The sequence below is a fragment of the Arenibacter certesii DSM 19833 genome (assembly GCF_000429545.1).
Lineage (GTDB): Bacteria > Bacteroidota > Bacteroidia > Flavobacteriales > Flavobacteriaceae > Arenibacter > Arenibacter certesii.
Map to the genome: position 1 here is coordinate 20,335 of NZ_AUCB01000040.1, position 13,388 is coordinate 33,722.

Annotated in this window: 9 protein-coding genes and 2 pseudogenes; 9 read left to right on the forward strand and 2 right to left on the reverse strand. The window is 37.7% G+C overall.

Annotated elements, in window-relative coordinates:
* The first annotated feature begins 81 nt into the window (after window positions 1–81).
* From G466_RS0116425 to G466_RS23600, 9 genes and pseudogenes are all read left to right on the forward strand, one after another.
* The gene (locus G466_RS0116425) at window positions 82–4,497 is read left to right on the forward strand and encodes a CusA/CzcA family heavy metal efflux RND transporter (RefSeq protein ID WP_026814628.1); all 4,416 of its coding nucleotides are present in this window, start codon (window positions 82–84) and stop codon (window positions 4,495–4,497) included.
* Window positions 4,498–4,515: 18 nt separating this feature from the next.
* A complete protein-coding gene (locus tag G466_RS0116430) occupies window positions 4,516–5,736 on the forward strand; it encodes an efflux RND transporter periplasmic adaptor subunit (RefSeq protein WP_026814629.1) in 1,221 nt (406 codons plus the stop codon).
* 106 nt (window positions 5,737–5,842) lie between these two features.
* Entirely contained in the window at window positions 5,843–6,175 is a 333-nt protein-coding gene (locus G466_RS0116435; protein WP_026814630.1) for a P-II family nitrogen regulator, read from the forward strand.
* 12 nt (window positions 6,176–6,187) lie between these two features.
* Complete coding sequence (locus G466_RS0116440) at window positions 6,188–6,571, forward strand: YkvA family protein (protein ID WP_026814631.1); 384 nt, start codon at window positions 6,188–6,190, stop codon at window positions 6,569–6,571.
* A gap of 4 nt (window positions 6,572–6,575) precedes the next feature.
* Window positions 6,576–6,992, forward strand: coding sequence for a Fur family transcriptional regulator (locus G466_RS0116445; protein WP_026814632.1), 417 nt, complete (start codon window positions 6,576–6,578; stop codon window positions 6,990–6,992).
* 49 nt (window positions 6,993–7,041) lie between these two features.
* Complete coding sequence (locus G466_RS0116450) at window positions 7,042–7,398, forward strand: SpoIIAA family protein (RefSeq protein ID WP_026814633.1); 357 nt, start codon at window positions 7,042–7,044, stop codon at window positions 7,396–7,398.
* A gap of 9 nt (window positions 7,399–7,407) precedes the next feature.
* Window positions 7,408–9,369 (forward strand): heavy metal translocating P-type ATPase, encoded by a 1,962-nt coding sequence (locus tag G466_RS0116455; RefSeq protein WP_026814634.1) that lies wholly within the window; start codon window positions 7,408–7,410, stop codon window positions 9,367–9,369.
* A 510-nt stretch (window positions 9,370–9,879) separates the two neighbouring features.
* Window positions 9,880–10,749: pseudogene (locus G466_RS22375) on the forward strand (cation diffusion facilitator family transporter).
* 388 nt (window positions 10,750–11,137) lie between these two features.
* A pseudogene (locus G466_RS23600) lies at window positions 11,138–11,347 on the forward strand (zinc-dependent peptidase); the annotation flags it as partial.
* Window positions 11,348–11,461: 114 nt separating this feature from the next.
* Here G466_RS23600 and G466_RS0116465 read toward each other — a convergent pair.
* Together G466_RS0116465 and G466_RS23605 are read right to left on the reverse strand one after the other, a co-directional pair.
* Window positions 11,462–12,676, reverse strand: coding sequence for a site-specific integrase (locus G466_RS0116465; protein WP_026814635.1), 1,215 nt, complete (start codon window positions 12,674–12,676; stop codon window positions 11,462–11,464).
* 414 nt (window positions 12,677–13,090) lie between these two features.
* The coding region (locus G466_RS23605; protein WP_240488306.1) for a transposase at window positions 13,091–13,388 on the reverse strand (298 nt) is incomplete at its 5' end.

Here is a 13,388-nt window from a genome sequence, read left to right on the forward strand (position 1 = left end):
GCTTTTCAAAGTAAGCATCACATTATAAACGCATTGCATCTAATTGCATTGCGAGGTTTAAACTGAATTAATACTTTTTCTATGATTAATAAAATCATCTCATTTTCCATTAATAATAAATTTATTATTGGGCTCTTTATAGTGGTACTTATAGGTACTGGTATTTGGTCTATGGCCACTATAAAATTGGGTTCCGTACCCGATATTACCAACAATCAAGTTCAAGTAATTACAACTGCCCCTAATTTGGGAACGGAGGATATTGAGCAATTTGTAACCTTTCCAGTAGAATTGGCAATGGCCAACCTACCCGATGTAATCGAGCTGCGTTCGGTCTCTCGTTTTGGTCTGTCCGTAGTAACCATTGTCTTTAAAGATGAAGCAGGGACTTATCTTCCCCGGCAATTGGTACAAGAAAAGTTAGCCGAAGTAAAGGGAGAAATCCCCGAAGGCTTTGGAACACCGTTCATGGCACCTATAACCACAGGTCTGGGCGAAATCTATCAATACACCCTAAAGGTAAAAGAAGGCTATGAAGATAAATACGATGCTATGGAGCTTCGTACCATCCAAGATTGGATCGTAAAACGTCAAATGGCATTAGTCCCCGGAGTTGTTGAAGTAAATGCTTTTGGTGGTTATGTAAAACAATATGAAGTAGCTCTTAATCCCGATAAACTTAAAAGCTTTGGGCTCACTATGAGCCAGGTCTTTGAAGCATTAAAGGTTAATAATGCCAACACTGGAGGCGCTTATATTGAAAAAAACCATCAAGCCAATTTTATCCGTGGCGAAGGATTGGCGCGTAGCATTTCAGATTTGGAAAATACAGTGGTCTCTACCCAAAATGGTAATCCTGTTTTAATCCGGGATGTGGCTGAAAAAGTTGGATATGGCAGTCAAGTGCGTTATGGTGCTTTTACACAGGATGGCCACGAAACTGTAGGTGGACAAATATTAATGCTGAAAGGCGAAAGTCCAAGCACCGTTATAGACAATGTTGAAAAGCGTATAACGGAAATTCAAAAATCCCTGCCTGAAGGCGTGTATATCGATACGTTTTTAAGCCAAAGCGAGCTTATTGAGAGAACTACAAGTACCGTAAAAACAAATCTAATTGAAGGGGCGCTTATCGTGATATTCGTTTTGGTGCTCCTTTTGGGAAGCTTTCGTGGTGGATTGATAGCTGCTTCGATAATTCCCTTATGCTTATTATTTGCATTTATTTTGATGAAACAATTTGGCATTTGGGCGAATTTAATGTCCTTGGGAGCAATAGATTTCGGAATTATTGTAGATGGTGCGGTGATTATCGTGGAAGGAACGGTTTTTCACATTCATCAACGGATGAAAAAATCCAATGCTATCATAGGACAATCCGAGATGGATGAAATCGCCTATGACTCTTCAAGTAAAATGATGAATTCTGCCTTCTTCGGTCAACTAATTGTTCTTATAGTTTTTACGCCTATTCTGTTTTTGACCGGTGTGGAAGGGAAAATGTTCCGACCAATGGCGTTTACATTTGGTTTTGCCGTTTTAGGGGCAATTATCCTTTGTCTTACCTACGTACCGGTGATGTCGTCATTATTTTTAAAACCTGCCAAAAACCAAAATAGTTGGTTTGCTAAATTTGAAAATAAGATTGATAGAATCAGTAATAAAATTATGGGTGCTTTGAATCGTGCCTATCTTCCCATATTAAATTTTGCACTTCGTTTTAAAGCAGGAGTCGTTATAGGGGCGGCTGCGCTATTCTTGATTGCAGGATTTCTTTTCAGTAATATGGGAGCAGAATTTGTCCCGAAATTTGATGAAGGCGATATTGCTTTTCAAGCATTGATAAAACCGGGGAGCAGTCTTACAGAATCGATTGAAGCTTCAGAGAAACTTCAGAATTTAATCAATGAATTTCCGGAAGTAAAAACGGTAGTTTCAAGAATTGGTGTGGCAGAAATACCGACAGACCCAATGCCTATGGATATTGCAGATAGTTACATTATTCTTGAAAAGGACAAGAGTAAATGGACATCCGCAGAAAGTAAAGAAGAACTCATAGAAAAGATTCAAGAAAAAATTTCAGTAGTTCCCGGCGTAAATTTCGTGTTTACCCAACCTGTAGAACTTCGTTTTAATGAATTGCTGACTGGCGTTCGTGAGGACGTGGCAATCAAATTGTACGGAGAAGATTTGGACGTGTTGGCAGACAAGATACAGGAAATCGCTGCGGTAATACGTAAAGTTCCGGGTGCAGCAGACCTTAATGTAGAGGCTACAAGTGGTTTACCCCAAATGACCGTGGTTTACAACCGTGCAAAAATGGCACAATACGGTGTTACTGTCAATAAACTGAATGATTATGTAAGTGCTGCATTTGCTGGAGAAAAGGCAGGTGTCATATTTGAAGGGGAAAAGCGCTTTGATGTGGTCATTCGTTTGGCAGAAGAATATCGACAAGATATCAACAGCTTAAAAGATCTTTATATCGATTTGCCAAACGGTGCACAAGTACCCTTAAAGGAAGTGGCTGATATTAGCTACAAACCCGGGCCAATGCAGATTTCAAGGGATAATACCTCGCGGCGTATTTCGGTAGGGGTCAATGTTCGTGGACGCGATGTAAAATCGATGGTCGAGGAAATTCAGCAAAAACTGGAAACGGAAGTAAAACTGCCCCCAGGTTATTATGTTACTTACGGAGGGTCATTTGAAAACCTGCAACGAGCATCAGACCGATTGATGATTGTAGTCCCAATAGTTCTATTAACAATATTTGTTCTGCTCTACTTTGCTTTGAATTCATTTAAACAAGCTATGATGATCTATATGGCAGTGCCTTTGGCGGCCATTGGTGGCGTGTTCGTCTTGTTGATTCGTGGAATGCCTTTCAGTATTTCTGCGGGAGTTGGGTTTATCGTGCTCTTCGGAGTTGCCGTGTTAAACGGACTCATACTCATAAACAAATTCAATGAACTAAAAGACAGTGGAATGACAGATATAAAAAAACGTATATACGAAGCTACACATGAACGTTTACGTCCAATTTTATTAACAGCCATTACAACAATTATGGGTTTTATACCCATGGCGGTTTCCACCTCTGGTGGTGCAGAAGTACAGCGCCCCTTGGCAACAGTAGTCATTGGAGGAATGCTTACGGCAACATTTCTGACCTTGGTGGTTATACCTATTCTTTATTATTGGCTTGAATCGAGAAAGGAACGAAACAATACTGGTGGAGATGTAAGCTACATCAACAAATCCACGAACATTGTAACCGTACTATTGATGGTTGGTGGTTTGATGGCTTCGGGAACTGCTATTGCCCAAAACACCAGTCCAAATGGCACAATTCCAAAAACCTTGACTGTAGATGAGGCTATTGCGATGGCAAAGCAGAATTATCCATCGCTTAAGGAGAGTCAGGCATTTATTGAACGGGAAAAGGCACTAAAGGGAACGAGTTTTGACCTTGGTAGCACTCAAGTTTTCACGGGCAAGGAAGAATATGGCAATAATCTTCCTGGCGTTCAGACAACCGTTGGTGTGCAACAAGGCAACATTGATTTGCTTTCAGGATTTTCAAAATCGAAGTTTTACAAAGAGCGCATTGCCTTGGGAGAAAAGTTTTATGTGGCCAGTGAACAACAGTTGGTGCGCAATGTGATGCAAGCCTATGACCAAATTAATTATTACAAGGCACAGTTGCGTTTTGCTGATCAATTGGACAGTACTTATGCCAATTTTAAGGCCGCTGCCCAACTTCGGTATGACACTGGAGAAACAGGCAAGTTGGAATTTATTGCAGCCTCTTCCGAATTTCAACAGATTCAAGTGTTAAGGCAACAAGCCTATGATGATATTGAAATTGCCAAACGTGCCTTAAAACAATATTTGGGAACGGACGAATCCATTGAAACGGTAGATGGTTCTTACGAGCCATTGGATTTTATCGCAACATTGAATTCAGCTTCGGTTGCCAATAACCCAATGTTGCAATATGCCTTGCAGAATGCCGAAGTAAGTAAAGCAAATGTGGGCGTTGAAAAATCGCAATTCCTACCAAAATTCAGTTTATCGTATGGTAGGCAGGTTGTGGATGATGTTTCAGGGTTTAATACCTATCAGGCAGGTATTAGCATTCCGTTATGGTTTTTTCCGCAGAAGTCAAGAGTCAAGGCAGCGAAGGCAGACGCAATGGTTGCAGAGAGTCAATATTTGGAGCAAAAAGCGGTTACAGAAAGTCGCGTGTCGCAATTGGCCAAATCACTCGAAAAAACCAAGAAGATTTTGCATTATTACGAAGAAGGCGCACTATTGTTGGCAGAAGAACAAATTACCACAGCGCAGTTGGCTTCTAAAGAAGGCGAAATAGATTACGTCAATTACATCACAATTCTCAACAGCGCCATCCGTATTAAACAAAACCATTTACAATACATCAATCAGTATAACCAGCAGTCTATTGAGGTACAATATCAGTTGGGCAATCTATAATATAAAATGAAAAATAAAATGAAATATTTATCTATAATTAGTTTAGCTTTAGTAACCTCATTATTTATAGGTTGCAATAATAAGGCAGATTCAGAATCAGGTCATACTGAAGAAATTGCATCTTCGGAAAAAACGAAGCAATTCGAAGAAGGTGGTCACAGCGAGGAAGAAGGCGTTGTGGGACTTACAAAGCAACAGGCCGAAACCATCGGTTTGGAAACGAAACCTCTGGAGGAACGGAATTTAGGGAACAACATTAAGGTAACAGGTACGCTGGAACTTTTCCCACAGGATAAGGCGAATATCAATCCGTTTGTTGGTGGAAATGTGAGTTCCATAAAAGTAATACCCGGAGATAACGTAAGTAGAGGGCAGGTGTTGGCATATATAGAACACCCAGACATCATTGCAATGCAACAGGAATATCAGGAAAAAAATGACGAACTGGTCTTTTTGAAACAGGATTTTGAACGCAAGCAGACCCTTTATGACAAAGGTGTTTCTTCGGGCAAGGAATTTCAGATGGCGCAGTCAAAATTTCGTTCCACAACGTCCAGCGTCAATGGTTTGCGTTCCCAATTGAAACTGTTGGGCATTAATCCGGACAAAGTGGCTGAAGGTCAAATATATTCCGCTGTACCCATTACAACGCCCATAAGTGGTTACGTGGATGAAGTAATGATTAGCCTTGGCGACTATGTGGCGCAACAATCCAAAATGTTCTCAATAAGCGATAATTCAAAGATTTATGTCAACTTCAAAATATATGAGAAGGACATAAAGCAAATCAAGAAAGGACAACAGATATATTTTTCAACGGCCTCTCGTCCAGATGAACTGCTTAAAGCAACCGTTCGGTCTGTGGGTAAAACATTCAACACCGAACCAAAAGCCTTGGAAGTTCTGGCAGATATTGAAAACAAGGATAAAAACCTATTGCCGGGTATGTACGTGCAAGGGCGAATAGTGCAGGGCGAAAAAAAGGGTTTTGCAATACCCGAAGCTGCCATTATTAAAGAGGGCGAGCAATCTTTTATTTTTATTCTCGATGAAGATGAACAAATGGAAGCGAACAAAATGAAGTTTAAAATGATACCCGTAACGGTCGGTATTACTGATTTAGGCTTTGTTGAAGTCAATCTGCCTGCCGAAGTTTCAAAAGATGCTAAAGTGGTTATAAAAGGAGCTTATAACCTGTCTTCGGAAATGATTAAAGGCGAACTGGAACACGGACATTAATTCAGCAATAATCAAAGGTTTTGATTCCGGGTTTGTTTATCGTCTTAATTAGTTAGTTAAAAATTGAAAAACAGGCTCGGTTCAACATCGATTAAAAATTTATGATATGAAAGAAATAAAAGCATTTATAAAACCGAACCGAATCCAAAGAGTCATTGAAGCACTATCAGATAACGGGTTTAAGAGTATGACACTTTCACAGGCAGAAGGGACTGGCGCATTCAAGTCAAAAGGAGCAAGACCGTCGCTGGATTTTCACGTGACTGATAGTCCAGTGGTTAAGTTGGAACTGGTCTGCCAAAATGAGGAAGCCCAAGCGGCAATTGAGATAATTTTAAAAAATAGCAAAACGGAAGAACCTGGAGATGGTATTATTTATATAGCAAATATTGAAGATGCTTTTCAGATAAAAACGGGAGATTCCCTAAAGAAAGATTAGGGTTGCAGACTAATGGGATTCTTAAAAACCATAAAGGAAAAAGCAAAAAAACTCAAGCAGGAACTTGTGGTGCTACATCTTGCCTATAGCCATCCAAGAACACCGTGGACGGCTAAAGCGATAATAATTTTGGTTATCGGCTATGCCTTAAGCCCCATCGACCTGATACCCGATTTTATTCCCGTGCTTGGTCTGTTAGATGATATCATCCTATTGCCTTTGGGTATTTATTGTGCGATAAAACTCATTCCCAATGAGGTTATTAAAGAATGTAGGGAGCGAGCCCGAACATACAGTTGGGATAAAAAGAAAAGTATAGTGGCAGGTGTAATAATTGCCTTCATCTGGATTTTGGCGGTTTACCTAATTGTTAGCCACATATTCATTAATAGATAATTCGATGAAAGAAATAGAAACATTTTTAGAAGACAAAAAAGTTCGCCCTACGGCAATGCGCGTCCTGATTTACAAGTATATGGCCGAAAAAGAAATTGCGGTCGCCCTAGCAGATATAGAAAATGCTTTCACAAAAGCAGACAGGACTACCTTGTACAGAACCCTTAAAACTTTTGAGGAAAACGGAATTGTCCACCAAATTGATGACGGCACGGGAATTACCAAATATGCTTTATGTGATAAAGGATGCAATTGCGAGATAGAACAGGATTTGCACCTTCATTTTCATTGCTTAAACTGCAATGAAACGGTTTGTCTCACAAAACATAAAATTCCTCATATCAATCTGCCCGAAGGGTACTTGGCAGAAGACGTTAATTTGGTCGTAAAAGGAATCTGTGAGAAGTGTAGCGGCCAATAAATGCACTTCCATTGCACTTTTTATTTCATTAAATTGATAAAAAAAAATTATGGTACAGTTTCTAAATTTTGAAAAAACCAATTTGATTGCCGCCTTTCTGGGAGGTAAAATCTCTAAAGAAGATGTAGAAAAAATCCATTTACTAATCCACAAAATCCTTAAAACCAACCAGAAGGTTGATTTCTATTTTGAAATGAAAGATTTCCACGGTTACGACCTGCAAGGTCTTTGGGTAGATATTAAAGTAGACAACTCACATCTTTCCGATTATGGCAAAATGGCATTTGTGGGCGAAAGGAAATGGCAAGAATGGGCTGCCAAGGCAACCGATTTCTTTACCGGTTCAGAGGTAAGATATTTTGATTTAAAAGATAAGGAACAAGCCAAGCAATGGATAAATTTATAATAAAATAAAATGAGCAAGAAAAAACAAAATCTTCGTGATATCAATACCGAAGAACATAAAGGAGAACACGCACACGACGATGGCCACAACCATAGCGACCCGGAAAGTGTAGGAAAATTTAAAACCTATCTACCAGCAATTTTCAGTTTTGTGATGCTGATTATCGGTATCGCTATGGACTATTTTGATGTTGCATTTTTTAAGGATTGGGTACGTATCGTTTGGTATGTAATAGCATACCTTCCAGTAGGTTTTCCCGTGATAAAAGAAGGCTGGAACAGCATCATAAAAGGCGATTTCTTTACGGAATTTCTGTTGATGTCCATTGCTACCATTGGAGCATTCGCCATTGGCGAATATCCCGAAGGTGTGGCAGTAATGCTTTTTTACGCAGTGGGCGAATTGTTCCAAAACGCAGCGGTCAATCGAGCCAAAAGCAATATCAAAGCCTTGCTCGATGTAAGACCTAATGAAGCTTTGGTTTATCGAAACAACGATTACATTTCTGTAAATCCTGAAACCGTTGAAATTGGCGAAAAAGTACAGGTTCGTGTGGGCGAAAAAATTCCTTTGGATGGAATTTTACTTTCCGACAAAGGCTCATTCAATACAGCAGCATTAACAGGCGAGAGCAAACCGGATACCATTGCAAAAGGAGAAAAAGTTTTTGCTGGAAGCATCAATTTGGATGGCGTTATTGAGATTGAAACGACCAAAGAATTTAAGGATAGTTCTATTGCGCGTATCCTTGATATGGTGCAGAATGCAACAGCTCGTAAATCAAAAACCGAACTGTTTATCAGAAAGTTTGCAAGAATCTACACGCCTATTGTAGTCTTCTTAGCAATTGGATTGACGTTTCTGCCTTACTTTTTTGTAGATGATTATGTCTTTAGCGAATGGTTGTACAGAGCATTGATTTTCTTAGTCATTTCCTGTCCGTGTGCCTTGGTTATTTCAATTCCGTTGGGTTATTTCGGTGGTTTGGGAGCGGCTTCAAAAAATGGGATTCTATTTAAAGGTGCTTCGTTTTTGGATGAAATGACAAAGGTTAATACCGTTGTTATGGACAAAACGGGAACTGTGACCAAAGGTGTTTTCAAAATCAAGGAAATAAAAGCCATTGATTGGAAAGAGCCTGAATTTATGAAATACCTAATGGCGATGGAAGAACAATCTACCCATCCCATTGCCAAGGCAATTATGGAATACAAGGCCGATGGCGAAGATTTTCAAGCTTCCGAAGTAAGCGAAATAGCAGGAAAAGGATTGAAGGGAACAGTAAATGGCAAAACTGTTTTGGTAGGTAACAAACCATTGATGACGTCAAACAACATCGAAGTTCCCTCTGAAACCGACAAAATTGTAGAATCTATCGTAATGGTTTCCATTGAAGGCAGATTTGCAGGCTATGTAATCATTGCAGATGAGTTGAAGGATGATGCACACGAAGCCATCAAACAAATTCGGGAATCTGGTATTTCAAAAATTATAATGCTTTCAGGCGATAAGGATTCCATTACCCAACAAGTAGCAAAAGAATTGGGCGTAGATTGGGCAAAAGGCGGTCTGCTTCCAGAAGATAAATTGATAGAAGTAGAAAAATTGATGTCCGAAAATGAGGGAAGAGTAGCTTTTATTGGCGACGGTATCAACGATGCACCAGTATTGGCAGCAAGTGATGTTGGCATTGCAATGGGTGGATTGGGTAGTGATGTGGCCATAGAAACGGCAGACGTTATCATCCAAACCGACCAACCGAGCAAAATTGCAAAAGCTATCAAAATAGGTAAGTCCACACGTCGCATCGTTTGGCAGAATATTGGGTTGGCGTTCGGAGTAAAAGCAGTTGTTCTGGTATTGGGGGCAGGTGGTTTGGCAACGATGTGGGAAGCTGTATTTGCGGATGTGGGCGTGGCTTTATTGGCAATATTGAATGCGGTTAGGTTGCAGAAGATGAAGTGGAAATAATAGAAGGATATTAATTAATATGACATTGTATGTCAGAAAATCGAAGAAAAAAACGTTTGAATATCCGGAACGGAGTTCAAAATAAAAAAACGAGTATTTCTAAAAAGGTTAAAACAATCTGGATAGGGGTTCTAATCATGTTTATCTTATTCATATGCTTTTTGTTGTTCTTACGGTTTTTGACATACTTTGTAACAATTGATTGAAAAGTATTAAATCTAATTAATAAAAATTTCCAGACCTCTATGCCGTAGTCCGAAATCCTTTAAATTCATCTTTAATTAATTTTTTAAACTTAAATCAATAATTATGAAAAAAAGCTGTTTTACAATCATGGTCGAGCTTAGTTACTTCCATGGTTTATCAACGGGGAGCACATATTTTCCCTCATCGAATTGCGAAGAGTTTGGATAGTAACGTTTAATAAAATATATGTCATCATGCAATGCTTTTTTGCGGATCTAAAATGTGTGATCAAACCTCCAGTCGTGTGTAACCTAATAAAACTAAATGAATAACGAACAAACTGCAATACGAACCACATATTTCAGTATCATTGGAAATACTGCTTTAGCTTTGATAAAATGACTTGCGGGGTTTTTTGGAAATTCTTATGCTTTAATTGCAGATGCTATCGAATCTACGACGGATATTTTTGCCTCATTTTTAGTTTTATTAGGTTTTAAATATGCCAAACGACCCGCAGACGAAAACCATCCTTACGGACACGGAAAAATTGAGCCATTAATTACATTTGGAGTAGTTGCGTTCCTTGTTGTATCAGCTACAATAATCGCATATACGAGTATTCAGAATATACAAACACCTCACAAAACCCCAGAGTCTTGGACTTTAATAGTTTTAGGACTAATCATTATTTGGAAGGAAATCTCCTTTCAAATTGTTATTAAGAAAAGTAGGCTAACGAATAGTTCTTCACTAAAAGCAGATGCTTGGCATCATAGAAGTGATGCAATAACTTCGATAATGGCATTTGTCGGGATTTCAATAGCATTAATATTTGGAGAAGGTTATGAAAACGCGGATGATTGGGCGGCCTTGTTTGCATCTGCGTTTATCTTATATAATAGTTATTTAATATTACGACCAGCATTAGGCGAAGTTATGGACGAACAACTTTATGACGACCTGATACTTGAAATTAGAGAAAAATCATTAGAGGTTAAAGGTGTTTTAGACACAGAGAAATGTTTTATCAGAAAATCTGGAATGAAATTTCACGTGGATTTACACGCCATTGTCAGTAGTGAGATTACTGTAAAATCCAGTCACGATATTGCACATAAATTAAAGGATTATTTGCGGAAGGAAATACCGAATTTAGTACACGTATTGATTCATGTTGAACCGAATGATTAAAATAAAAGCAACATACAGAATTCGTTATTGATAATAGTGGTTTTAGTGCTAAAACAAAAAATAAGGGTTAGTAATAAAATAAAGACATTTGTAGCTGTAGAGATTGCTATAACCTTGCTTATTGCAGTTATAAATTGACTTTCTCAATTTCAAAAAATGAAAGAAAGAAATAAACTCGTTTTAACTAAAGAGAAATTATAATGTCAAAAAATCGAAGAGACAAACGTATCAACGAGCGTAATAAGATTCAACCTGAAAAAAGTAGTATTTCTAAAAGAAGTAAAATAATTTGGATTGGTGTTGTAATCATTTTTATCTTGTTAATCTGCTTTTTATTAGTACTGAAATTTATAAAGCAGTTCATAATAATCTAATTGATAGCTAATTATTAAATTTTATCCATAAAGAAATAGAAGCCATAAACGACAATCATTCTGATATCCGAAAATACGGAGGTACAAATCAGGCTGAATTTTTTGCAGTAGCTTCAGAATATTTCTTCGAGCGTCCAGACTTGTTTAAAAAGAAACATCCAGAACTGTATAAAATGTTAGTTAAATGTTTCAATCAAAAATTAGCGAATCCAATTAAAAATTAGTTTCCATTCTGGAGAGACTAAATCGGTTATTGGAAATAATAAAGAGCGGATATTTTGTTGCTATAAACGGGTTTAGCATAGTCAAAATATCCGCTCATTTATTTTTTTATTTCTTTAAAAATTTATGACACTATCTAAAGCATCATCTGCATCCTTGTGGATGAAGTTGGCTTGATAGTTCAATGTGGTTTTCAAATCGCTATGACGATATAATTTTTGAAGCATTAATGGATGTATTGCATCCCCAGCGATATTCCCGAAGCTATGACGCGCTATGTGCATTGTTATATGCTTATTGATTTTCGCCTTTTTAGAGATTGATTTTAAATTGTCATTAAACTTTTTAGTAGCTGTTTTCCTTTTATTATAAACATCTTTAGCATCATCGAGATTGGCTTTTTTCAATTCAGGGAAAACAAAATCATCATCACTTCTTTTATCATCTTTATAGTGGTCTAAAATCTTTAGTACTTTTTCAGGAATTTTTAATGATAGAAGTTTTGCGTTTTTATGCATTCTATAATGCAGCCTGTTATCATAAATATCTGACCATTTGGTTCGTAGAACATCAGAAACCCGCATACCAGCAAAATTGAAACTAAAAAGCCAGACATTTCTAGTATGCATTTCAGAAGGTTTGAGATTTATCAAATTTTCAATTTGTTGAATCTCTAAAATATTTAGTCCTACTTTGGTAGTTTCAGGAAATTTGATTTTTATTTTATCGCCACCGAAGGGGTATAATTCTCTGCTTACAATTTTGTATTTAATTGCTCTGTTAAATAATAGCCTTACAAATACCAAAATGTTCATTATTGAGGTTTCAGACAGGGAGTACTTAACTTTTAAAGTTAACATCAGTTTTTTAAGAAAACGTTCATCAATTTCTTGAAAAGACAATTGTTTCGAATTGTGATATTTTGTAATAAAGCTCAACCACGCTTTATCAGTAGATAAACGATTTAGCTTTTCTGTACTTTCTAAATCGTCAAGATGTTCTTGTGCTAATTCAAAGAATGTAGCATTGATACCGGAGGAATATATTTCCTTCTTAATTTGATTGGCAGAAGCATCTTTATGTTCGGATTGAAGCGTAATAAGAGCATTATTTAATTCAGAAAGTTTCAAGGATAACAAATTGTTCAAGGTTTTGAAATTTATGTGTGATTTCTTAACCCGAATATTCTTTTCATCCCAATCTTCCAATTCAATGTAGTGACCTATATATTGGTATGTTGAGCGACGATTTTTTGTAATACGTATGGCAAGAGGATACAAGCCTTCTTTATTAGGCTTTTTGCGAAGAACTATTTTAGCGTTTGATGACATAATTGACCTGTTTTGCGTACGAAAGCCAAATCAGGTACAACATAGGTACAACATTCAATTTTGAATGTTTAGTTTACCAAGAAGTTTCCCTAAAGATACAAATTTATTAGTTTCTCTGGGTACAACATAGGTACAACAAATGTTGAAATCAATTGATATTAGATGATATCAAAGAAAATGACATATTATATAATCAATTGAAAATGAGTGGCTTTGGTGCTGTTTGGACAAATGTACGCTAGACTTAGGATCTAGTGCCGCGAGGTGTGAGAGTTCGAGTCTCTCCGCCTGTACAAAGGGAAAGCCGACTTTTAGGAGTCGGCTTTTTTCGTTTGGGGTAACACAAATAAATCCCGTTCTTTGCCCTTGCCTGCTTTATCTGGGATCAAGTCAAAAAGTTGTGGGATTAAGGATTTAAGCAAAAATAGTTGTCAGCCTATATAAGAAGAATTCTACGTTCCTGACACCCCTGAACTGTGCCCTAAATGCTTTTATCTTGGCATTGAATGATTCTGCCGAGGCGTTGGTGCTTCTGTTGTCAAAGTAGTTCAGGATATTTTGATAATGGATCGACATTGTCCTGGATATGGTGCTGAAGCTTTTGAAGCTGGCCTGCCTCACTTTTTCGTCCCATTTCGCTAATCTTATGAGCGCCGAGGTTTTGTCCTTTGTATTGTTGAATATCCAAGATAGATTCTGGCATAAATTATAT